The following is a 22,983-nucleotide window of genomic DNA, read 5'->3' on the forward strand; positions in this document are numbered from 1 at the left end:
CCGTCATCCCTTTCCGTTCGTAAACCTCTTTCCCGGTCCAGACGGAAACCGGCCCCGGACTTTTCGGAAAGTCCGGGGCCGTCGTCTGACTGCGGGGCGCAGTTATTCGATCACGGCCGTCCAGCCGCCGTTGCGGGCCATCCGGACGGCGATCGTGTCGCCGCGGCGCACCTGCCGCTCCTTTTTCCGGTAGTCCATCGCTTGGCGGAAGGCGTTGATGCCGTCTTCGAAGCTGGTCATGCGGTAGTCTCGGTCCCCGGCGAGGAAGTCGAGGGGAATTTCGAACTCCGCGTCCTGCGGATCGTCGCCCGCACGGATGGCCCCGAGATACCACTTCGCGCCCTTGCGTTTGGCGACGACGACATGTTTCCCGGCTTCGGCCCGCAGCGCGCGGGTCTCGTCCCACGTGACGGGCACTTGGCTGATGAAGCGCGTGCACTCCTCTTCGCGGTAGTAAAGCGTCGGGTTGTCGGCCAGCATCTGGAGGCCGGTTTCGAACAGCACGAACAGCGCCATCTGGTAGGCCCGTGTCCCGATGCTCGCCGCGTTGGGGCGATTGCCGCAGTAGGCTTCGGGCTGCATGCTGATCATCGCGCCCGGGGTGTAGTCCATCGGGCCTACGGCGTTGCGGATGAAGGGCAGCCAGAGCGAGTTGGCCGGCGTGCAGCCGCCCATGTTCTCCATGCCGCGCACCCCTTCGTAGGCCAGGACGTTGGGGTATTTGTACTCCAGCCCCGCCGGCTTGAAGGCTCCGTGGAACGCCACGACCATCCGGTGCCGCGCCGCCTCGGCGGCCACGCGCTCGTAGTAGTTCACCATCCACTGGTCGCTGCGGTCCATGAAGTCGATCTTCACGCCCCGGACGCCCCATTCGCTCAGCCGTTCGAACAGGTCGAAGTGTTTCTCGACGGTCAGCCACGTGAGCCAGAGGATGACGCCGACGCCGCGTTCCTCGCCGTAGCGGATCAGTTCGTGCAGATCGACCTCCGGATTAGGGGTGTAGGGATCGCGCGTGTCCTCGGCCCACCCTTCGTCCATGATGATGTAGGGAATGCCGAAGCGGGCGGCGAAGTCGATGAAGTATTTGTAGGTCGCGGTGTTGAATCCGGCCACGAAATCGACGTCGGGGCCGTAGGGCGACGCGGCGTTCCAGAACTCCCAACTGACCTGCCCCGGCTCGATCCACGACGTGTCGCCGAGTGCGCACGGCTCGGCCAGCCGGGCCGTCATCGTGGTTTCGACCAGGTCGCCGTCCTCGTCCGCGAGGACGAAATAACGCCACGGGAAGGCCCGTTCGCCCGTCGTGGCGGCGATGCAGCCGGCCTCTTCGAGGATGCGTACGCTCCGGTCGCCCGTCTCCTCGGTGCGGAGCGGCATTTTGGGGAAGACGCCCCGCATGCCGTTGGCGCCGTCGCCCGTCAGGAAGAGGCAGGGATAGTCCGTGAGGGAGGATTCGCTGACGAGGATTTTGTAGCCCCGTTTCGTGTCGAACAGCGCCGGGAGTACGGCCAGCCGGCCGGCCGTGCCCCAAGAGCGGGTTCCGACCTCCTCGTAGGCCTCCTCGTAGCCGGTCCGGAAACTGCCGGGCTGTTGCAGGACCGCCGTCGAGGCGTCCGGCAGGCGGAGGGCGAACTCCTCGCCGAGCACCTCGACGGGGCCCTCCGTGTCGGAGAGGAAACGGTAGGCCACGCCGTCGTCGTAGGCCCGGAACTCCACGGACCAGTCGCCGCGGAAGTCGAGCCGCAGCGTATTGCAGCGGTCGCGGATTTCGGAGAACTTGTAAGCCACGGCGGGGCGGAACGTGCGGTCGATCGAGCCGCTCCGGTGGCGCACGAGGCGGAGCGGGCCCGCCGTGCCGCCGCGGTCGAGCCGCAGGCCCAGGCGGCACTCTTCCAGCAGCGGGATTCCGTCGCCGCGGACGGTGTAGGCGATCCGTTCTCCGACGTCGATCGCGAGGGCTATCCGCCCGTCGGGCGATTTGAGTTCGAAGTTCTTGGCCGGCAGCGCGGCGCACCAGAGCAGTCCGAGCAGGACGAGACAGGTTTTTTTCATACGGCTTCGTGGTTTGAAAGTTTTCACAAAGTTGCCGCCGGAAGGTCCTTTCCGGCGTGCGGAATTTGATCTTTCCGCCGGGCAATCTGTTCGGATCGCGCCGCGCCGGGGACGGTCCGGGCCGGTCTGTCGCCGCACGGCGGCGCGGCGGGCCGGTTGCGGCGGAACGTTTCTTGCCGGGTTTTTCGGAAAATTGCGTATATTTACCCCGGAATACCGGCGGAACGCTCGCCGGAAAACGACACCGACATGCCGAAACAGACCTCTTTCAAATACCTCGTGTGCAGCGGTCCCGACCGGTTGTGGGGAATCACCGTAGATACCGTGGGGGAGTACTCCGTCGAACCCGGATACACGGTTTACCCTCCCCCTTCGGCGGGGCATCCCGACGATTACTATTTCAACGTGGACCGGGGCCGGATACTGGACAACTACCAGTTGATCTACATTACGCAGGGCCGCGGATGGTACAAGGACACCCCGGGCGGCGAGGCGCTCGAGATCCGGGCCGGAACCATGCTTATCATTCCGCCCTACACGTGGCATAGCTACTGTCCCGATCACCGGACCGGCTGGCACGAGTACTGGATCGGATTCCGCGGCGAGCATGTGGACGACCGCTACAACAACGGATTTTTCAGCCGCGGGCGGATCATCCATCCGATCGGGCTCCGCGAGCACATCATCGACCAGTACCGCGAGGCGCTCGATATCGCCCTTCGGGAGAAGACCGGCAGTCAGCAGGTGCTGGCGTCGATCGCCAACATCATCCTTTCGTACGTCATCTATTACGATCTCAACGACACGGGCCGCGACATCGTGGCCGAGAAGATGGACCGGGCGCGGAGCATCATGCGCGAGAACATGCTCGCCGGCATCACGCCCGAAGAGGTGGCCGGGCGCATCAACATGAGCTATTCGTGGTTCCGCAAGACCTTCAAGGAGTACACCAACGTCTCCCCGGCGCACTACATCATGCAGTTGCGGCTGCGGAAGGCGAAGCTCATGTTGCTCAACTCGTCGCTGAGCGTCAAGGAGATCGCCTACGAGCTGCGTTACGAGGATTCGGCCTACTTCTCGGCGATCTTCAAGAAGTACGTCGGCTGCTCGCCCTCCGAGTACAGGGCCGGATGCATCTCCGGCGCGGCGCAGGGCGGGACGCCGGCTACTCCATGTAAAACAACTCGGGAAGTTCCTCGCTGACGGGTGCATTGTCCGCCTCGACGACAATGACGTCGGCCATGTAGTCCCACCAGCGGCGCACCAGCGCGTTGTCGGTCATCTCCTGCGAACCGGTCCCGCCGCGGGTTTTCTGCACGGCGAACAGCGTGTCGGTGGCCCGGTCGAGGAAGATCGAGTAGTCGTACACGCCCTCTTCGCGGAGCTGGTGTATCAGTTCGGGCCATATCTCGGCGTGTCGGCGGCGGTATTCCTCCTCCATGCCCGGTTTGAGGTACATCTTGAATGCCTTGGATTTCATCGTGTCGGATCTTTTCACGGCAAATTTACACGGACGGCTCCTTTCCGCAGGGGGCGGTTTTGATACTAATGCCCGAAGAAATGACTTCGCGGCGGCCTGTCCGCGGGCGGCCGCGGATGCCCTGCCGTTGAGGGGCTGCGGTGCGGACGGGGCCTTTCGTGTTCCGGCCTGCACCTCTCTCCCCGCCACCCTTGCGGAAGACCTTGCGGTGCGGTCGCGGGCTTTTCGCCTCCCGGTCCCGGTGCGGGCGAGCTTCCCCCCCCCGCTTGTCGGCGGCCGGGCTTTTCCGGACCGGAAGCCGGTGCCGGACATTCCGCGCGGAAAAATACTGTTTTCCCGTATTTCCCGGAAACGCCGTCTTCGGAGTGTATTATTAAATAATTTATAAATATAGGCTGCGGATTCGAAACCGAAAAGAGCCTCCGCGTCCTGTTTCGGGGCGTTTCGGACTATTAAATAATAGGTATGCGGCCGACGGCCCCGCTTCCCGGCGGAGCGGTCCGGCGCCGGGAAACGCGGAATCCGCTCTTTTCGGAGGCTCCCGATTCGTAAGTAAAAAACGATAAATTTTACGTATTTTTTTTGGTTTAAGGAAAAAATGTTACATTTGAACTGTAAAACGTATCGTATCATGTGATTTTAGAATGAATGGCGCTTTGAGACATTCCGTTTAGAATGAAAGGCGCGGATAGTATAAAAAAGGGGCCGGGCGCCCCGTTTGTGTCAAATTACGAGTTTTAATTTATGTTCAACCAAAACCTGATTACTTATGTGGAAATTTACAAAACGAATGCTCTTTAGCTGCGTTGCTTTTTTAATGGCAATGTGCATCGTGGAGCCTGCTACCGCTTTGCGGGCGAATGCGCAGGGGGGGGGTAACGGAACCCTCGAAGGTGTGGTCAAGGACGCCTCCGGCCCGCTGCTCGGGGCCACGGTGATCGTGAAGAACACCACGCGCGGAACGACGACCGACATGGACGGCAAGTTCTTCCTGGACGGTCTTCAGAACGGCGACGTGCTCCAGGTGACCTACGTGGGATACGATCCCTACGAGGTGGCCTATGCGGGGCAGACGGCGCTGGAGATTCTGATGCAGGAGACCGCCAACCAGCTCAACGCCGTGGTCGTGACCGCCATGGGTATCGAGCGTCAGTCGAAGACGCTGACCTATGCGGCCGAAACGGTGGGCGGCGACGACGTGGCCGACATCAAGTCGATCAACATGATCAACTCGTTGCAGGGCAAGTCGGCCGGTTTGCAGATCACCCCCAACTCGACGGGTGCGGGCGGCTCCTCGAAGATCCTCTTCCGCGGTAACAAGTCGATCAGCGGCTCGAACCAGCCGCTGGTGGTCGTGGACGGCGTGCCCTTGATGATGAACACCTCCTTCGGCGAGGACGGTCTGGCGAGCCAGGTGAAGAGCAACTACGGCGGCGACCGCGACGGCGGCGACGCCATGTCCACGATCAACCCCGACGACATCGCGTCGATCTCGCTGCTGAAGGGCGCATCGGCCGCCGCGCTCTACGGAGCCGTGGCCGCCAACGGCGCCATCATGATTACGACCAAGTCGGCTTCGGCGGGACGCATTTCGGTGAGCGTGTCGAGCAACACGACGATCGACACCCCGATCTCGCTGCCCGATTTCCAGAACACCTACGGCTCGGCCGACCAGACCTACAGTTGGGGCGGCAAACTCTCGTCCAAGGCCCCCAACTATGCCAAGGAATTCTACCAGACGGGCTGGACGACCAACAACTCGGTGTCGATCAACGGCGGTTCGGAGAACCTGCGCGCCTACTTCTCCTACGGCAACGTGTCGTCGGGCGGCATCACCCCGGAGAACGACTATTCGCAGCACACGCTCAACTCGAAGGTGGGCTTCGACCTGTTCAACGACCATGTGAAGGTGGATTTCACGGCCAAGTACGTCAATCAGCACGTGGCGAACCAGCCGGCCGCCGGTTGGCTCTTCAACCCGATGACGGGCGCCTACCTCTTCCCGCGCGGCGAGGACTGGAACTACTACAAGAACAACTACGAGGTGTACGATCCCACGCTCAACGCCAACGTACACAACTGGGTGAATACGTCGCTCGAACAGTTCGACAACCCCTACTGGATTCTCAACCGGCAGAAACCCATCTCGGAGCGTAACCGCTACGAATTCGGCGGACAGATCAAGTACCAGATCATCGACGGCCTCTCGGTGACGGGCCGTATGCGCTACGAGCGTTCCGACGACAACTTCAAGCACAATCTCTACGCCTCTTCGACGGCCAACCGCTATCCGATGGGCCGCATGAAGGACAACCGCTACTTCAGCGAGCAGCTCTACGCCGACGCGCTGGTGCAGTACAACCACACGTGGGGCGATTTCTCGCTCAACGCCACGGCCGGCGCCAGCATGATGCGCACGCAGTCGAGCAACGTGGATCTGTGGGCCGAGGGTACGAAATTCTCGATGACCGACGGCAAACCCAACGGCAACGTCATGTATCCCAATATCTTCAATCCGGCTAACTACTATGCCAACATGGCCAAGCAGGGACTGACGCGCAAGCGTCTGAACGCGGTCTTCGCAACGGCCACGTTCGGCTACAAGGACGGCCTGTTCCTCGACGTGACGGCGCGCAACGACTGGTCCTCGACGCTGGCCTTCACCGACAGCTATTCGTTCTTCTATCCTTCGGTAGGCGCCAGCCTGTTGCTCGACCGCTTCGTGGACATGGGCAGCAACATCGACCTGTTCAAGTTCCGCGCATCCTATTCGATCGTGGGTAACGACGTGCCGGCCTACATGACCAACCCGCTCTACACGCTGGGCTCGCAGGGCGCCATCACGCCTCCCGAGAAGGCTCCGTTCCGGACGCTCGAACCCGAGAAGACCCACTCGTTCGAGGCCGGTTTCGACGGCGAATTCTTCCAGCACCGGCTGCATGTGAACGCCACCTATTACAAGACCAACACCAAGAACCAGTTCTTCGCCATCACCACGCCGTGGGGCACGGGATACCGCCAGCAGTACGTGAACGCCGGTAACGTGCAGAACCAGGGCTTCGAACTGTCGCTGGGCTGGTTCCAGGACTTCGGCAACGAGTTCACGTGGTCCACCGACCTGAATCTCTCCTACAACGACAACAAGATCATCGAGCTGGTGGACGGCCTGCAGGACGGCCTCTCGCTCTCGAACTTCGGCGGTGCGCAGGTCGTGCTGAAGGAGGGCGGCCACTTCGGCGACCTCTACGTGCGCCACGTCATGCACGACGAGAAGACCGGCAAGATGCTCGTGACGGACGTCAAGGACGACAAGGGCAACGTACTCTATTCGGTTCCGACGCTCTCGGGCGAGGGTATCACGGACCTGAAATATGTCGGCGACATGAACTCGAAGGTGAACATGGGCTGGAACAACACGTTCCGCTACAAGGACTTCTCCCTGAGCTTCCTCATCGACTTCCGCTTCGGCGGCAAGGTGCTCTCGATGACCGAGGCCGGTCTCGACGCCTGGGGCGTCTCGCAGCGCACGGCAGACGCCCGCGACAAGGGTTACGTGGTACGCGAGGGCGTCCGGTTCGACAACGTCGAGGAGTATTACAAGGCCATGGGCGCGCTGAACTACAACGCGCAGTACAACAACGAGGATTACGTTTACGATGCCACGAACGTCCGTATGCGCGAAATCTCGTTCGGCTACACCTTCCGCGACCTGTTCGGACAGTCGAAGAATCTGACGCTGTCGCTCATCGCCCGCAACCTCTTCTTCTTCTACAAGGATGCGCCGATGGACCCCGACGTGTCGATGGGTACGGCCAACGGCGTGCAGGGCTTCGACATCTTCAACCTGCCCACCACCCGCAGCTTCGGTCTGAATGTCAAACTTAACTTCTAACAAAAAGAGATAGATCGCTATGAAATTCAAGAATATTATCCGATACACCGCCGCTCTGGCTCTCCCGGTCGCTCTGTTGGGAGGCTGTACCGGCGATTTCGAGGAGCTGAACACCAATCCCATCGAAGTGAATCCCTCCGATCTGCCCTTCGAGGCGCAGTTCCTGGAGCCGATGAGTTACAGCTACCCGAACCAGCAGAACCTGTTCCAGTACTGGACGAACCTGCAGATCGACATTTTCGGCGGGTACTTCGAGAGCCCCAACGGAAACTTCACGAACCAGCGCTACAACATCAACCGCGGCCACTGCGGCGGCATGTACGAGAACTTCATGCTGCATATCATCAACAATACGGGCCGCCTGATCAAGCAGTGCGACGCCGAAGGCAAGTTCGACTTCTCCGCCACGATGCGTATCGTGCAGACCTACAACCTGCTCGACTTCACCGATGCCTACGGACCGGTCCCCTTCTTGTCGGTGTTCAAGACGGCGGGCGACCCCGTCCAGCCCAGTTCGTTCGCCTACGACACGCAGAAGGCCGTGTACGAGGCCATGCTGGAGGATCTGGATACGGCGCTCCAGGGTCTGAAGACCGAGACGGCCGGCATGAACACCTACGACATCTGGTGCGGCGGCGACCGTGCGCTGTGGGCGAAGGTGGCCAACCAGCTCAAGCTGCGCATCGCGCTGCGCATGGTGAAGGTCGATCCCGCGCAAGCCGAGACGGTGGCCCGGGCGGCGATTTCGGCCGGGGTGCTCGAGGACAAGGACATTCTGATCTCGAAGGGCTTCGAGAACGAAATGTGGCTCATGTTCAACTGGGGCGACTGCGGTGCGAACGCCTCGCTCGTCACGATGCTCAAGGGCTTCAAGGACCCGCGTCTGAAGCTGTACTTCACGAAGAACACGCAACCCATCGTCAAGCCGGGCGCCAAGCCGCTGCAGGTGCCTGACAAGGACGGCAAGATGGTGGACAAGAAGGACGACGACGGATTCCTGGTCTATGCCGAGGAGGACTACCTCACCGATCCCGATACGGGCGAGAAGCTGAAGCCCGGCACGGCGTATATCGGCATTCCCGCCGGCTGCGCTATCGGCGGCAAACCCAACCAGTACAGCAACTATTCGGGCTGGGCCGGAACCTTCTCCATGCCGCAGCCGATCATGTTCGCGGCCGAGGGCTGGTTCCTTCGCGCCGAGGCGAAGCTCCGGTGGCCCGATATCGGCTCCGAAGACGTGAAGACGCTCTACGAGAACGGTATCCGGACTTCGATCAAGAACCAGTACGCCTACCGCAAGTCGTACGCCGAACAAGGATATTCGGAGTTCAAGCAGTCGCTGCCTGAGGACTGGAATACGCTCGCCGACGATGCCACGATCGACGCCTATATCGCCGGTGAGACGGTGCAGACGGGTTATACCGATCCCAACACCGCATTGAACGGAGCTTACGATTCGAAGGCGCTGAACCTGTTGTCCGTGAAGTGGGACAGCGGTGCTTCGCAGGAGGAGCAGCTCCAGCGCATCATCACGCAGAAGTGGATCGCCGTGTTCCCGCTTTCGACCGAGGCATGGGCCGAGTACCGCCGTACGGGCTATCCCAAACTCTTCCAGGTGAAGCAGAACGCCAGCAACGGCGTGATTTCCACGGAGCTCGGCCCGCGTCGTCTGCCTTACAGCGATACGGAGATCAACGCCAACACCGCCGAGTATAACAAGGGCGTGGAATTGCTCAACTCGGAGGCTTCGGGCGGCACGAGCGGCGACAACGCCGGAACCCGCCTCTGGTGGGACCGCGCCGACAAGGGCAACTTCTGATCCCTGCCGACGGACTGATTCGGGGGACCCGCCGACGAAGGCGGGCCCCCTTTTTCGTTTTTTTCGGGCCGTGCGGCCCGGAATCGGCTTTCGCAGGCGGGTCTTTCCCGGGAAACTCGTATATTTGCAAAGCGGCCGCCGCGGACGATGCGGCGTCTGCGCGCTGCGGACGGCTCCGGGCCGGACCGCCGGATTACGGACCAAACCATTTTTACGATGAATAGATTGTTCGCTTTGTGTGCATCGGGGCTGTTGCTGGCCTCCTGCGCCGGGAAAGCCGGCTCCTACGAGCTGATTCCCTATCCCAACCATCTGACGCCCCGTGCGGGCGAATTCGCGGCGGCGGGCGCCGCCGTCGCGTGCGACGAACGGCTCGACGAAGCCTCGCGCGCCGTGGTCGAAGAGTTCGCGGCCCGGCTCTCGGAAGCCTCGGGGGCCGAGAGCGCGGTGACCTATGAGGCCCTTCCGGCGGCGGGCGGATTCCGCTTCCTCGTGGACGAGTCGCTCGCTCCGGAGCGTTACAGGCTCGACGTGACGACGGACGGCGCCGAGGTGCGCGCGTCGTCGCTCCGCGGATTCCTCTATGCCGTGCAGACGATCAAGCAGCTGCTTCCGGCGGCCCTCTACGGCGGTGCGCCCGCCGTAGAGAGCGAGTGGACGCTGCCGTGCGTCGAAATCGACGATGCGCCGCGCTTCGGCTACCGCGGGCTGATGCTCGACGTGGCGCGCCACTTCTTCGATGCCGCGCAGGTGAAGAAGATCATCGACCTCATGGCGTTCCACAAGCTCAACACGCTGCATTGGCATCTGACGGACGATCAGGGCTGGCGCATCGAGATCAAGCGCTATCCCCGTCTGACGGAGTACGGCAGCATCCGCAAGGGAACGGTCGTGAAGAAGAACTGGGACCAGTACGACGGCGTGCCTTACGGCGGTTACTACACGCAGGAGGAGATTCGCGGCGTGGTGGCCTATGCGGCTTCGCGCGGGATCACGGTGATTCCGGAGATCGACCTCCCGGGCCACATGCTGGCGGCGCTGGCCTGCTACCCCGAGCTGGGCTGCACGGGCGGTCCCTACGAAGTATGGGGGCGCTGGGGCGTGGCCGACGAAGTGCTGTGCGTCGGCAAGGAGAAGACGTTCGAGTTTCTGGAGAACGTGCTCCTGGAGGTCATGGAGCTGTTCCCTTCGGAGTATATCCACATCGGCGGCGACGAGTGTCCGAAGGTGCGCTGGGAGAAGTGCCCCGTGTGCCAGGCGAAGATCCGCGAGCTGGGCATCGAGGGCGACGACAAGCACGCCGCGGAGTACTACCTCCAGAGCTATGTGACGGCCCGCGTGGAGAAGTTCCTCAACAAGCACGGCCGGCGGATCATCGGCTGGGACGAGATTCTGGAGGGCGAGCTGGCTCCGGACGCTACGGTCATGTCGTGGCGCGGTTCGGAGGGCGGTATCGCCGCGGCCCGGCTGGGACACGACGCCATCATGACCCCCACCTCGCATTTCTACTTCGACTATTACCAGGCCCGCGACATCGAGAACGAACCGTTCGGCATCGGCGGGTACGTGCCCGTCGAGAAGGTCTATGCCTACGAGCCGATTCCCGACACGCTGTCGCAGGAGCTGGGGGCGCATATCCTCGGCGTGCAGGCGAATCTCTGGGCCGAATACATCAAGACCCCCGAGCATCAGGAGTACATGCTGCTGCCGCGCATGGCGGCGCTGAGCGAGGTGCAGTGGTGCGACCGCGGCAGCCGCGAGTGGACGCGTTTCGCCGGGGCGCTGCCGCATATCGTGGACATTTACGAACGCATGGGGTACAACTACTCGCCCGTGGTCTTCGGCGTGAACTGCCGTGTGCGCAGCCTGCCGGAGAAGAAGTGCGTCGAGGTGACGCTCTCGACGCTGGGCGACGCGCCGATCCACTACACGCTCGACGGTTCGGAGCCGACGGCCGAAAGTCCGCGCTATGCGGCTCCGATCGAGATCCGGAAGGGCTGCACGCTCAAGGCCGCGGCGCTGCGCGACGGCGTGCGGTCGCGGGTGCTGGTGCGCAATTTCTCGGATAACAAGGCTATGGGGCATCCGGTGACGCTCGTGACCGAACCGCTGGGCAAGTACCGCTTCGGTGCGCCCGAAAGCCTCGTGGACGGTATCGAGAGCTATTTCAGCTATGCCAACGGCGACTGGGCGGGCTGGTTCGGCGATCCGATGGTCGTGGACATCGACATGGCGGGCGCGTCGTACGGCGAGGTGCGGCTCGGGACGCTGGTGCTCAAGGACGAGGACATCTTCCCGCCGCTGACGCTCGTGGCGAGCACCTCGGAGGACGGGGAGCACTTCACCGAGGCGGGGCGTATCGAGATCCCGATGGAGACTTCGGCCGATCCCGATGCGCTGAAGAGCTATACGGTGTCGTTCCCCGAGACTTCGGCCCGCTACCTGCGCGTGGAGGCCCGGACGGTGAACCCGATTCCCGAATGGCACGGCGCGCGCGGGAAGAAGGGATTTCTCTTCGTGGATGAAATCTGCGTGAATTAACCATGAGACGGATACTCGGCAGGGGACTCGCCGTCCTGCTTTCGGTGGCGGCGGTCTCCGCTCCGGCGCAGCCGGAGACAATGCGGCCGGAGACGGTCGGGGAGGGAACGCCGGAAGCCGCCGCCCCGCGGGGCGTGATTCCCGTTCCCGTCTCCGACGTTCGGCGGGAGGGGACCTTCCGTCCGGGAGAGCCGTTTACCTATGCGGTCCGGGCGCCGCACGGCGACGTTCCGGCGGCGGAGCTGGCCGCCTGCCTCGACGGGCTGGGCTGGCGGCAGGCCGGAAAGGGGCGTCCCGATCTCGAAATTGGGATCGACCCCGCGGCGCGCGGCATCGTCTCGGAGGAGGCTTACCGGCTGGAGATCGCGCCGCGCGGAATCGCGGTGTCGGCGCGGACGGCGGCGGGCGCCTTCTATGCCGTGCAGACCCTGTTGCAGCTCATGGACGACGGACGCGCGGAGGAGATCGCCTGCCGCACGATCGAGGATGCGCCGCGTTTCGCCTACCGCGGCTTCATGATCGACGTGAGCCGCCATTTCCGGTCGGTGGAGTTCGTCAAGCGTCAGATCGACGCCATGGCGCTCTTCAAGCTCAACCGCCTGCACATGCACCTGACCGACGGCGCCGGATGGCGCATCGAGATTGACCGTTACCCCCGCCTGACGGAGTTCGCGGCGTGGCGGCCCTACGAGGACTGGCAGAGCTGGTGGGAAGGCGACCGCAGCTACTGCGAGGCGGACGATCCGCGCGCCCGGGGCGGCTTCTATACGAAGGAGGAGATCCGCGAGATCGTGGAGTACGCCCGGCTGCGGCATATCGAGGTGATTCCCGAGATCGAGATGCCGGGCCATTCGGAGGAGGTGACGGCGGCCTATCCCGAGCTGGGATGCCACGGAGAGCCGTACCGCGACGGCGACCTCTGCCCGGGCAACGAACGGACGTTCGAGTTCCTGGAGAACGTGCTCCTGGAGGTCATGGAGCTGTTCCCTTCGGAGTACATTCACATCGGCGGCGACGAGGCCGGAAAATCGGCGTGGCGCGACTGTGCGAAGTGCCGCGAGCGGATGCGGAGCGAAGGGCTGAAGGACGTGGACGAGTTGCAGAGCTACCTGATCCACCGCATCGAACGCTTCCTGAACGTGCACGGCCGCCGGCTGCTGGGCTGGGACGAGATTCTCGACGGCGGGCTGGCGCCCGGCGCCACGGTGATGTCGTGGCGCGGCACGGAGGGGGGCCTGAAGGCGATCCGTGCGGGGCAGCAGGCGGTTTTCGTTCCCGGGGAGTTCTGCTACCTCGACTATACGCAGGACGCTCCTTTCACGCAGCCCCTCTCGATCGGCGGCTATACGCCGCTGCGGAAGGTCTATTCGTTCGAGCCGGTTCCGGCGGAGATGACGCCCGACGAGGAGCGGCTGCTGCTGGGTGTGCAGGCGAACCTCTGGGCCGAATGGATTCCGACGGACTCCCATTACGAATACATGATGTGGCCGCGGCTGATGGCCCTCGCGGAGGTGGCGTGGAGCCGCCCCGGGCGGAAGGATTACGAGGCGTTCCGGCAGCGGGCGTTGCAGGCTTCCGAACAGTTGCGCGGACGCGGATACGCGCCTTTCGACCTGCGTACCGAGTACGGCGAACGGCCCGAGAGCCTCGCGCCGAAACACCATCTGGCCGAAGGGTGCCCGGTGAGCTACGCTACGCCGTGGCACGGGAATTATCCGGCCTCCGGGGCGGCGACCCTCACGGACGGGGTGCTGGGCGGCTGGACCTACGGCGACAGGCGGTGGCAGGGATTTCTCGATTCCGACATGGATGTCACGGTGGACCTCGGGCGCACGATGCCGGTACGGTATGTCGGTGCGACGTTCATGCAGTCGGCGGGACCCTATGTCTGGATGCCGCGCGAGGCGGAGATCTACGGATCGGAGGACGGCGAGCGGTTCACGCTGCTCGCGACGGTGCACAACGACGTCCCGCCCGCGTGCCCCTACCTGCTTTTCAAGACCTTCGCCTATACGGGGGAGACGCGGGCGCGTTACGTGCGCTATGTCGCGCGCAGCGGCGGCATCCCCGGCGGCTGGCTTTTCGTCGATGAGATCGTCGTGCAGTAACGACGGCATGAAAACGGATGCGGCCGGGCGGGAAGCCCGGCCGCATCTTTTTACGGCGGCCGCGTCTCCGGCATGTTGCTGCCGGTACGCTGTTCCCGCCGTACCGAGCCTTCGGTATGCCGGGAACGGCCTGCGCCGTCTTCGGAACCGGCTCTTCCCGGCCTGCGTTTTCTCCGGGATGTCCGGCGCGCCCGTTTCGCCCGGGGCGGCGGCTCCGGTCCGGATTACGGACGGATGAATCCCAGCCGGTCGTCCTCCTCGGCGAAGAGCAGGGCGGTATTGACCACGGCGAGGTGCGAGTAGGCCTGCGGGAAGTTGCCCGACTGTTCCTTCGTGTCGAAGTCGAGGTGCTCGCTGAAAAGCCCGAGGTGGTTGCCGTTGCGGAGCATCTGGTTGAACAGCGTCTTGGCCTCGTTGTGCTGCCCGATGACGTAGAGGGCGCGGATGAGCCAGAAGGTGCACATCGTGAAGGCCGAGGAGGGAACGCCGAAGTCGTCCTCGTTGTTGTAGCGGTACATCAGTCCTTTGTGGAAGAGGGCCTTGCGGACGGCCAGCACGGTCTTGCGGTAGCGCGGGTCGGCGGCCGGGATGAATCCGTAGGGTTCCATGAGCAGCAGCGACGAGTCGAGGGCCAGGTTGCCGTAGCTCTGCGAGAAGCTCTGTATCTCCTCCTTCCAGCCGTGTTCCAGCACGTCGCGGCGGATCGCCTCGGCCTCCTCGCGCCAGCTCTCGGCGCAGGCGTGTTTGCGCAGCATCGCGGCGATGCGCGCTCCGCGGTCGAGCGCCACCCAGCACATGACCTTCGAGGAGACGAAGTGCTGCCCTTCGCCCCGGATTTCCCAGATGCCCTTGTCGGGGTTGCGCCAGTTCTCCGAAACGTTGTCCAGAATGCTCTTGACCAGCTCCCACATGTCCTCGATCTCGTCGAGCGTGCCGGGCATCAGCCGGTAGTATTGGTAGATCAGGTCCATGAGGTAGCCGAACGAGTCGTTCTGCCGCTGGCGGTAGGCGTCGTTGCCGATGCGTACGGGGCGCGACCCGGCGTAGCCCGCGAGGTGGTCGAGCGTCGTCTCGGTCAGCGTCCGTTCGCCGCGGATGCCGTACATGATCTGGAAGTCGTGGCTGGCGGAGAGCGTGGATTGGATGAATTTCATGAAGCGGCGGGCGGCCCCGACGTGCCCCACGCGGAACATCGTTTCGATGGACATGGAGGCGTCGCGCAGCCAGCAGAATCGGTAGTCCCAGTTGCGTTCCTCGCCGATCGTCTCGGGCAGGCTCGTGGTGACGGCCGCGAGCATGGCGCCGTTGTAGTAGGAGAGGAGCTTCAGCACGAGCATGCTCCTCTCGATGACGTCGTTGTAGCAGTTGTACTTCTTCGTGCGGTTCGTCCAGTTGAGCCAATAGACCAGCGTGCGGCAGTATTCGATCTTCTCGCGTTCGATGTCGATCGGGATGGCCTTCTCGTTGTAGGAGAGCAGCAGGAATTCGTCCTTCTCGAGCGTGATTTCGCGCCGTTCGACGATCGCGTCGAGCGGGAGGGAGGAGTAGAGGTACTGGCGGTCTTTCCGGTCGTACGAGCTGCACGTTTCGACATACTCGGGCGTGACGCGGAGGCTCACCTCGCCCCGGGCGTAGTTCGGAGCCGGAGCGTAGTCGATGGCGAGGCGGGGACGGCCCCGCACGAGGCGTATGTAGCGGTAAAGCTCGGCCGGCAGGTAGTGCTCCTTCTCGAAGGAGCGGTAGCAGGGCATGTAGTCGAGCACCTCGAACTCCCCCTCGTCGGCCGAAAAGCGGGTCGAGAGGATATTCGTGTGGGGGACGTAGCTCTGCCGGACCGCATAGCTGCCGGAGACCTCGAAGCCGAACGAGCCGCCTTTCGCACGGTCGAGCAGGGCGGCGAATACCGAGGGCGAGTCGAAGTCGGGGAAGCAGAGCCATTCGATGCGGCCCCGGTCGGAGATGAGCGCGGCGGTGCGGCTGTTGCCGATGATGCCGTAGTTGAGGTTATTCATGGCGTGTCTTGTTGTTTTTCAGCAGTCCTTTCAGGAATCCGAGCGGCAGCCGCAGCCCCTTCCGGCCTTCGGAGGCCGCCGTTCGCGGGCCGGCTTCGCCGCGCGTCACTTCGCGCAGGAAGGGCAGCACCTCGGCCTGCGCCGCGAGGTTGTGGGCGGCGCATTCGGAGACGTTGCCCACCTTGACGGTCACGGCTTCGGGCGGTAGCGCACGGAACATGTCGTCGTCGGTCGTGTCGTCGCCGAGGGCCAGGATGAAGTCGTACCGTTCGGAGGCGAGGAGCCGTTCGACCTCCGAGCCTTTCGTGCAGTCGGGGGACTTGATCTCCACGACCTTGTCTCCCTGCATGATTTGCAGTCTGAGCCGGGAGCAGAGCGGCGCGAGGTGATTGACGAGCTGCTGCGCCCGGAGCGAGCCGAGCCAGGCGTCGCTCTGGCGGTAGTGCCATGCCAGCGCCGTCTGCTTCGTCTCCAGCCGGGCGCGGGGCGTCTTGGCGATGAACCGTTGCAGGAGCGTCAGCAGCTCGCCGTCCCACTCCGCGGAGCGGAGGTTCTTGTGCCAGACCCCCGCCTCCTTATAGAACCCGCCGTGCTCGGCCGCGAGCGACAGGGGCATTGAGCCGAACCACCGTTCGAGCGTCTCGTGGTCGCGGCCGCTGTTGATGACGACCCGGTTGGCCGGGTCCCCGGAGAGTCTGCGCAGCAGGTCGAGCAGTTCGGGCGTCGGCGCGGCGTCCTCGGGACGGGGACGCAGGGCGGCCAGCGTTCCGTCGTAGTCGAACAGGAGCAGCCGCCGCTTTGCCCGGCCGTAGGCCGCCCTGACGGCCGCCGTCGTTCCGACGGAGATGCGTTTGCGGCGCAGGCGTTCGTTTTTCCGCCGGGTGGCGTCCAGTTCTTCGAGGAAATCGGCGGCCCATTTGTCCACGGTCTGCGTGCAGATCGTCCGCTGCATGTCGCGGATGCGCCGCCGCTGTTCCCCGACCGGCATGGTCAATGCCTCGACGAGGCTCCGTTCGATCTGTCCGATGTCGTTGGGATTGATCTGCAGGGCCTCGGACAGTTCGACGGCAGCACCGGCCATTTCGCTCAGTATCAGTACGCCCGGATTGTCGGTCTTGGTGGCTATGTACTCCTTGGCCACGAGGTTCATGCCGTCGCGCAGGGGTGTGACGAGTGCCACGTCGGCGACGCAGTACATGGCGGCCAGCTCCTCGAAGGCGAAGCCGTGGTAGAAGTAGCACACCGGCGTCCAGTCCATCGTGGAGTACTTGCCGTTGATCGAGCCGATCTCCTCGTCGATGCGCGTCTTCAGTTCGGCGTAGCTTCCCACGTGGTCGCGCGAGGGGACGATCACCATGGCCAAGGTCACCTGCCCGCGGTATTCGGGATGGTGCTCCAGAAATGCGGCGAAGCCCCAGAGCCGGTGGAGGATGCCCTTGCTGTAATCGAGCCGGTCCACGGCGAGCACCAGCTTGTGCGATCCGAAGAGGCGGCGGGTGCGTTCGACGGCGGCGCGGACCTCGGGCTTCTGCGAGGCGCCGTGGTAGAGGTCGTAGTTGATCCCCATGGGCAGGGCGTTCACGCGGACCACGCGGTCGCCGAGCTGCACCTCGTCGAGCCGGAAATCGAGGTGCAGGACCCGTTCCACCGTGCTGATGAAATGGCGCATGTAGTCGTGCGTGTGGAAGGCCACGAGGTCGGCGCCCAGCAGCCCCCGCAGCACTTCGGCGCGTTCGGGCAGGATGCGGAACAGTTCGTAGGAGGGGAAGGGAATGTGGTGGAAATAGCCGATCTCCAGTTCGGGGCGGGCTTCCCGCAGCATGCCCGGCAGGAGCATCAGTTGGTAGTCCTGCACCCATACGATGTCGCCCGGCTCGGCCAGCCGGCAGACCGTCTCGCAGAAAAGACGGTTCACGGCGCGGTAGGCCTCGCGGTAGCTCGCCTTGTAGCGGGTATAGGCGAAGAAGTAGTGGCACAGGGGCCAGATCGTGCTGTTGCTGTAACCTTCGTAGTAGTCGGCGATCTGGCCGGCGGTGAGAAAGACCGGATGGAAACGCAGGGCCTCCAGTTCGTCGGCCGTCTTCCGGCGGCACTCTTCCCCGTCGGGGCAGAATCCCGGCCAGCCGATCCAGTGTTTTTCGTAATCGGTGTGCAGGGAGTCCAGTCCGGTGGCGAGGCCGCCCTCGCTGCGCGCGAAAAGCAGACGCCCCTCCTGCTCGGAAACCTTCACAGGCAAGCGGTTCGATACGATGTAAAGTTTCATGCTCCCGACGGCCGCAATTTGCGTACAAAGCGCCCGTCCGGAATATACCGTATTGACAGCAAGCGATTAAGGGCGTGCCGGAGAATCGTTCGGCTCTCTCAAAATGAGACCCTCCCTTTCATTTTGAGAGGGCGGCGCAACGGTTCACTCCACCAGCCGCCGCGTGATGCGGCTGCGCTGCATGAGCCATACCGCGCCGTAGCTCACGGCGAAGGCCGCGCAGGCGTTCAGGACGATGCGCACCGGCACGGGCAGTCCCGGGATCCGGCCGATGAGGTCGTAGCCCGCCTGTACGAAGACGAAGTGGCAGAGGTAGATGCCGAACGTCGCGCCCGCGATCCGCGCGAGCCATGCCCGGGGCCGCGAGGCGAGTTTCTGCACGACGAGGAAGACCGGAAGGGTCATCATGAAGACGTTGATGCCCGCGAAGTACCAGACGATTTCGAGGTAGGCGTAGTTGCCCGGGAAGTGCTTTTGCAGCAGCACGTAGCCGAAGGCCGTGACGAGGTAGCCGACGGCGAAGAGCGGGATGCAGACGCCGAGCGTCCGACGCCAGCTCCAGGCGGGCGGGAATTTGACGAGGTAGTGGGCCAGCACGAGGTATCCGGCGAAGCCCGAGACGTAGTGGAAGGTGCCGAATTCGTTCCAGTCGCAGATGCCGTAGAGGCCCATGTTGCCGTAGTTTCCGGCGTATCCCGCCAGCGGCGCGAGGAGTTTGACGTAGGGCAGCAGCAGCGTGATGCCCCAGATGCCGAGCAGGATGCGCAGGTCGCGCCGCGAGGCCCGCTCGAGCCATGCGCTCAGGACGGGCATGACGAGGTAAAGCCCTGCGAGCATGTAGAGATACCACAGCGGCGTGGTTTCGTAGGTGAAGTTGAATATGAAGTTCCAAAGTTTGGGAAGCGTGGCCTCCCAGGTGTAGTTCCCGGCGTCGAGCGACGTCTCCGGAGCGATCCGGGTGTAAAGGAGGTAGAGCAGGGGCAGCGCCACGGACCAGAAGATGAGCGCCAGCAGGATGCGTCCGATGCGTTTGCGGTAGAAGACCGCCGTGTCGGTGCGCACGGGAAGCAGCAGCACGCCCGTCATCATGACGAACAGCGGGACGCAGCAGCGGACCAGGCTGCCCGAGAAACAGCCGTAGAGGAAGGTCGGACGGTCGCTGTCGAAGACGGCGACGAAGGGATCGCAGCAGTGGGAGAACACCACCAGGAAACAGGCGAGGACGCGCAGCAGGTCGATCCAGCCGATGCGCTCGCGGGAGGCGGTTTTCAGGTCGGGCAGTCGTTCGCTCATGGCAGTTTCGGGTTGATTTCCGGCGAAGATACGAAAAAATCCGGAACCGGCCGCTATGTCAGTGCGGCCGGTTCCGGATTTATCGTGGGAAAAGCCGAATTGCCCGAACGATTTTTCCGGAACCCTGTTTTTCCGCTGTGAGTCCCTCCGCGCTTTCCGGGGATGTTCCGTCGCGTTGCCCGGACGGGCTCGCCCGGGACCGGATCCCGTGCGCGGACTTCCCCGATGCGGCGCTTTCCCGAATGGCGATGGCGGCCGGCTGCGCCGCGGTTCCGTATTTCTCCGTCCGAACGGCCGCTTTGCGTTCCCTCCCCTTTTCGGGATCAGTTCACCACCACCGTCCGGAAGTACTCCCTGAGCAGGGCCGCGGCGCGGTCGAGCTGCTCGGGGGTGTTTTCGCGCACGTCGCGCAGCGGATACTCCAGCCCCATCGCTTCGTATTTGTGTACGCCGAGGGTGTGATAGGGCAGCAGTTCGACCCGTTCGATCATCCGGTATCCGCCGAGACGCTCTCCGAGGGCGCGGATGTCCTCCTCGGCGTCGCTGTATCCCGGAACGAGCACGTAGCGCAGCCAGAAGGGCCTGTCGTGCTCCTCGAGCCACGCCGCGGTGCGCAGCGTGGGGGCGTTGTCGCGCCCGGTGAGCGCCCGGTGGCGTTCCGGGGCGGCCTGCTTGACGTCGAGCAGCACGAGGTCCGCCAGCCCCAGCAGCTCCTCGACGGCGGGATTCCACACCCCGCCGTTCGAGTCGAGGCAGACGTGGATCCCTTCGGCCCGCAGCGCCCGGACGAGCGGAATCAGCTCCGCGGCCTGGAACGTCGGCTCGCCGCCCGAGAAGGTGACGCCGCCCCGCCGGCCGAAGAAGGGTTTCTGGTCCCGGGCCATGCGGAGAATCTCCGCGGCTTCGGTCGGCGTGCCGCCGCAGGCTTCGATCGTGTCGGGATTGGCGCAGTAAAGGCAGCGGAAGTTGCAGCCTTGCAGGAAAACGACGAGCCGGAGTCCCGGCCCGTCGAAAGTTCCCATGGATTCGTAGGAGTGTACGCGTAACATGGCGTCGTCCTACATGCGTTCGTGGAAGCTGCGGCTGATGACCTCCAGTTGGTGTTCGCGGCTCAGCTTCGTGAAGTTCACGGCGTAGCCCGACACGCGGATCGTCAGCTGCGGATACTTCTCGGGGTGCTCCATCGCGTCCTCGAGCATCGAGCGGTTCAGCACGTTCACGTTCAGGTGGTGCGCCCCTTTGGTGAAGTAGCCGTCGAGCATCGTCACCAGGTTGTCCACTCGGTCCTGATCGGTGGGGCCCAGCGACTTCGGCACGATCGAGAAGGTGTTCGAGATGCCGTCCTGCGAGTCGCGGTAGCGGAGTTTGGCCACCGAGGCGAGCGAGGCGATCGCGCCGCTCTTGTCGCGTCCGTGCATCGGGTTGGCGCCCGGAGCGAAAGCCACGCCCTTGGCGCGTCCGTCGGGCGTCGCGCCGGTCTTCTTGCCGTACATGACGTTCGAGGTGATCGTCAGCAGCGACAGCGTGGGGCGCGCGTTCTTGTAAACGGGCAGCTTCTTGAGTTCCTCGCTGAAGTAGTAGACCAGATCGACGCCGAGGTGGTCCACCCTGTCGTCGTTGTTGCCGAAGCAGGGGAAGTCGCCCTCGATGTCGAAGCCCTCGGTCAGCCCCTCGGCGTTGCGGCGGGGCGTCACCGTGGCGTACTTGATGGCCGACAGCGAATCGATGGCGATCGACAGTCCGGCCACGCCGTAGGCGAGGTTGATGCGCGGGTCGGTATCCACGAAGGCCATCTGCGCCTTCTCGTAGTAATACTTGTCGTGCATGTAGTGGATGATGTTCATGGCCTCGTTGTAGATGCGGGCGATCTCGTGCAGCACCTTCTTGTAGTTCTGCATCACCTCCTCGAAGCGCAGCGGCCCCTCCGAGAGGGCCGGAATGCCCTTGACCATCAGCGTGCCGGTGTTCTCGCAGCGGCCGCCGTTGATGGCCAGCAGCAGTGCCTTGGCCAGGTTGGCGCGGGCGCCGAAGAACTGGATCTGACGGCCGATGTCCTGATACGACACGCAGCAGGCGATGCCGTAGTCGTCCGAGCCGCGCACCTCGCGCATCAGCTCGTCGTTCTCGTACTGGATCGAGCTGGTGTCGGCCGACACCTTGGCGCAGAACTCCTTGAAGCCCTGCGGCAGCTCGGGGCTCCAGAGCACCGTCATGTTGGGCTCGGGCGAGGGACCGAGGTTGTAGAGCGTTTGCAGGAAGCGGAACGAGGTCTTCGTCACCTTCGTCCGGCCGTCGTTGAAGCGGCCGCCGATGGCCTCGGTCACCCACGTCGGGTCGCCGGCGAAGATGTCGTTGTAGGACTGCATTCTCAGGTGGCGGACCATGCGGAGCTTGATGACGAACTGGTCGATGAGCTCCTGTGCGAACGTTTCGTCGATCAGGCCGTGCGCGAGGTCGTACTCGATGAAGATGTCGAGGAACGACGAGACGTTGCCCAGCGACATGGCGGCGCCGTCCTGCTCCTTGACGGCCGCGAGGTAGGCCATGTAAACCCACTGCACGGCTTCCTGCGCCGAATGGGCCGGACGGCTCAGGTCCAGGCCGTAGTACTCGCCCAGCGTGCGGATCTCCTTCAGGGCCTTGATCTGCTCGGCGACCTCCTCGCGCAGGCGGATGCGGGCCTCGGTCATCGGGCCGGTGAGGTTGCGGAGGTCCTGCTGCTTGGCCTCGATCAGGCGGTCGGTTCCGTAGAGCGCCAGACGGCGGTAGTCGCCGATGATGCGGCCGCGGGCGTAGTTGTCCGGAAGGCCCGTCAGGAAGCCCAGCGAACGGAACGAGCGGATCTCTTCGGTGTAAACGTCGAACACGCCGTCGTTGTGCGTCTTGCGGTAGTGGGTGAAGATGTCCTTCACCTTCTCGTCCACGTCCGTCCCGTTCTCCTTGCAGGCGCGCGAGACGACGTTGATGCCGCCGAAAGGCTTGATGGCGCGCTTGAGCAACTCGTCGGTCTGCAGGCCCACGATCAGTTCCTGCTCGCGGTCGATGTAGCCGGCCTTGTGCGAGGTGATGGTCGAGACGGTCTTGTTGTCCAGCGAACGGATGCCGTTGTTCCGACGCTCCTCTTCGAGGGCCTCGAGGCAGAGATTCCAGATGTGTTTGGTACGCTCGGTCGGGCCCTGCAGGAACGAAGCGTCGCCCAGATAGGGGGTGATGTTCGTCTGTACGAAGCTCGTGACGTTGATCTCTTTGCTCCAAAGCCCGTCGATGAAGGTTTTGTTCGGTTCCATAGAAGATATTGTTCTTTTTGAGATTTAAATTGTCGTATTTCGGCGTGCAAAGATAAGCGAATTTTTCGGGAAAACGGGACAGTCGCTTGCATTTCGTATGAAACAGCCGTCAGAATACCTGCAATCCGGTATTTTGCCCGCCCGTTTTTGCGCAGCCGGCGACGGACGGGGCGAAGGAAGATTGCGACGTTCCGAAGAAGGGGCGGCGGGGCGGAGCGGCGGGTTCCGGCCTCTCC

At 63.6% G+C, this 22,983-nt stretch carries 12 protein-coding genes; 5 read left to right on the forward strand and 7 right to left on the reverse strand.

Annotated features, from left to right (window positions below; all coding sequences use genetic code 11):
- Positions 1-102: 102 nt before the first annotated feature.
- Entirely contained in the window at positions 103-2,052 is a 1,950-nt protein-coding gene (locus KB554_RS09990; RefSeq protein ID WP_211035893.1) for a glycoside hydrolase family 97 protein, read from the reverse strand.
- A gap of 249 nt (positions 2,053-2,301) precedes the next feature.
- Between KB554_RS09990 and KB554_RS09995 the strand changes: the two genes are divergently transcribed.
- Positions 2,302-3,255, forward strand: a complete 954-nt coding sequence (locus KB554_RS09995; protein ID WP_242116275.1) for an AraC family transcriptional regulator — start codon at positions 2,302-2,304, stop codon at positions 3,253-3,255.
- On the opposite strand, the gene rhaM is transcribed toward KB554_RS09995, so the two are convergent.
- Positions 3,218-3,532, reverse strand: coding sequence for an L-rhamnose mutarotase (rhaM, locus tag KB554_RS10000; RefSeq protein ID WP_211035895.1), 315 nt, complete (start codon positions 3,530-3,532; stop codon positions 3,218-3,220). The two genes, KB554_RS09995 and rhaM, sit on opposite strands and share 38 nt — an antisense overlap.
- An 823-nt stretch (positions 3,533-4,355) precedes the next feature.
- Between rhaM and KB554_RS10005 the strand changes: the two genes are divergently transcribed.
- The 4 genes from KB554_RS10005 to KB554_RS10020 all read left to right on the forward strand — a co-directional run bounded on the left by KB554_RS10005 (position 4,356) and on the right by KB554_RS10020 (position 13,892).
- Complete coding sequence (locus KB554_RS10005; protein WP_232522957.1) at positions 4,356-7,424, forward strand: SusC/RagA family TonB-linked outer membrane protein; 3,069 nt, start codon at positions 4,356-4,358, stop codon at positions 7,422-7,424.
- Between the two features lie 19 nt (positions 7,425-7,443).
- Positions 7,444-9,243 (forward strand): SusD/RagB family nutrient-binding outer membrane lipoprotein, encoded by a 1,800-nt coding sequence (locus KB554_RS10010; protein WP_211035897.1) that lies wholly within the window; start codon positions 7,444-7,446, stop codon positions 9,241-9,243.
- A 216-nt stretch (positions 9,244-9,459) separates the two neighbouring features.
- Complete coding sequence (locus tag KB554_RS10015; protein WP_211035899.1) at positions 9,460-11,784, forward strand: family 20 glycosylhydrolase; 2,325 nt, start codon at positions 9,460-9,462, stop codon at positions 11,782-11,784.
- A 2-nt stretch (positions 11,785-11,786) separates the two neighbouring features.
- On the forward strand, positions 11,787-13,892 hold the full coding sequence (locus KB554_RS10020; protein WP_242116276.1) for a family 20 glycosylhydrolase: 2,106 nt from the start codon (positions 11,787-11,789) through the stop codon (positions 13,890-13,892).
- 224 nt (positions 13,893-14,116) lie between these two features.
- Here KB554_RS10020 and KB554_RS10025 read toward each other — a convergent pair whose 3' ends face one another.
- The 5 genes from KB554_RS10025 to pflB all read right to left on the reverse strand — a co-directional run bounded on the left by KB554_RS10025 (position 14,117) and on the right by pflB (position 22,747).
- Positions 14,117-15,904, reverse strand: coding sequence for a glycoside hydrolase family 15 protein (locus KB554_RS10025; RefSeq protein WP_141428171.1), 1,788 nt, complete (start codon positions 15,902-15,904; stop codon positions 14,117-14,119).
- Entirely contained in the window at positions 15,897-18,167 is a 2,271-nt protein-coding gene (locus tag KB554_RS10030; protein WP_211035900.1) for a bifunctional alpha,alpha-trehalose-phosphate synthase (UDP-forming)/trehalose-phosphatase, read from the reverse strand. Before KB554_RS10030 ends, KB554_RS10025 begins: the two co-directional genes overlap by 8 nt.
- Before the next feature lie 144 nt (positions 18,168-18,311).
- On the reverse strand, positions 18,312-19,439 hold the full coding sequence (locus KB554_RS10035; protein ID WP_211035912.1) for an acyltransferase family protein: 1,128 nt from the start codon (positions 19,437-19,439) through the stop codon (positions 18,312-18,314).
- A gap of 344 nt (positions 19,440-19,783) precedes the next feature.
- Positions 19,784-20,509 (reverse strand): pyruvate formate-lyase-activating protein, encoded by a 726-nt coding sequence (gene pflA / locus KB554_RS10040; RefSeq protein WP_211035901.1) that lies wholly within the window; start codon positions 20,507-20,509, stop codon positions 19,784-19,786.
- A gap of 9 nt (positions 20,510-20,518) precedes the next feature.
- Positions 20,519-22,747 carry a formate C-acetyltransferase gene (gene pflB / locus KB554_RS10045; protein WP_141428167.1) on the reverse strand — a complete coding sequence of 743 codons (2,229 nt, stop codon included), beginning with the start codon at positions 22,745-22,747 and terminating at the stop codon, positions 20,519-20,521.
- Positions 22,748-22,983 lie beyond the last annotated feature (236 nt).

The organism is Alistipes sp. Marseille-P2263, from assembly GCF_018101075.1.
GTDB classification, from domain to species: Bacteria; Bacteroidota; Bacteroidia; order Bacteroidales; family Rikenellaceae; genus Alistipes; species Alistipes dispar.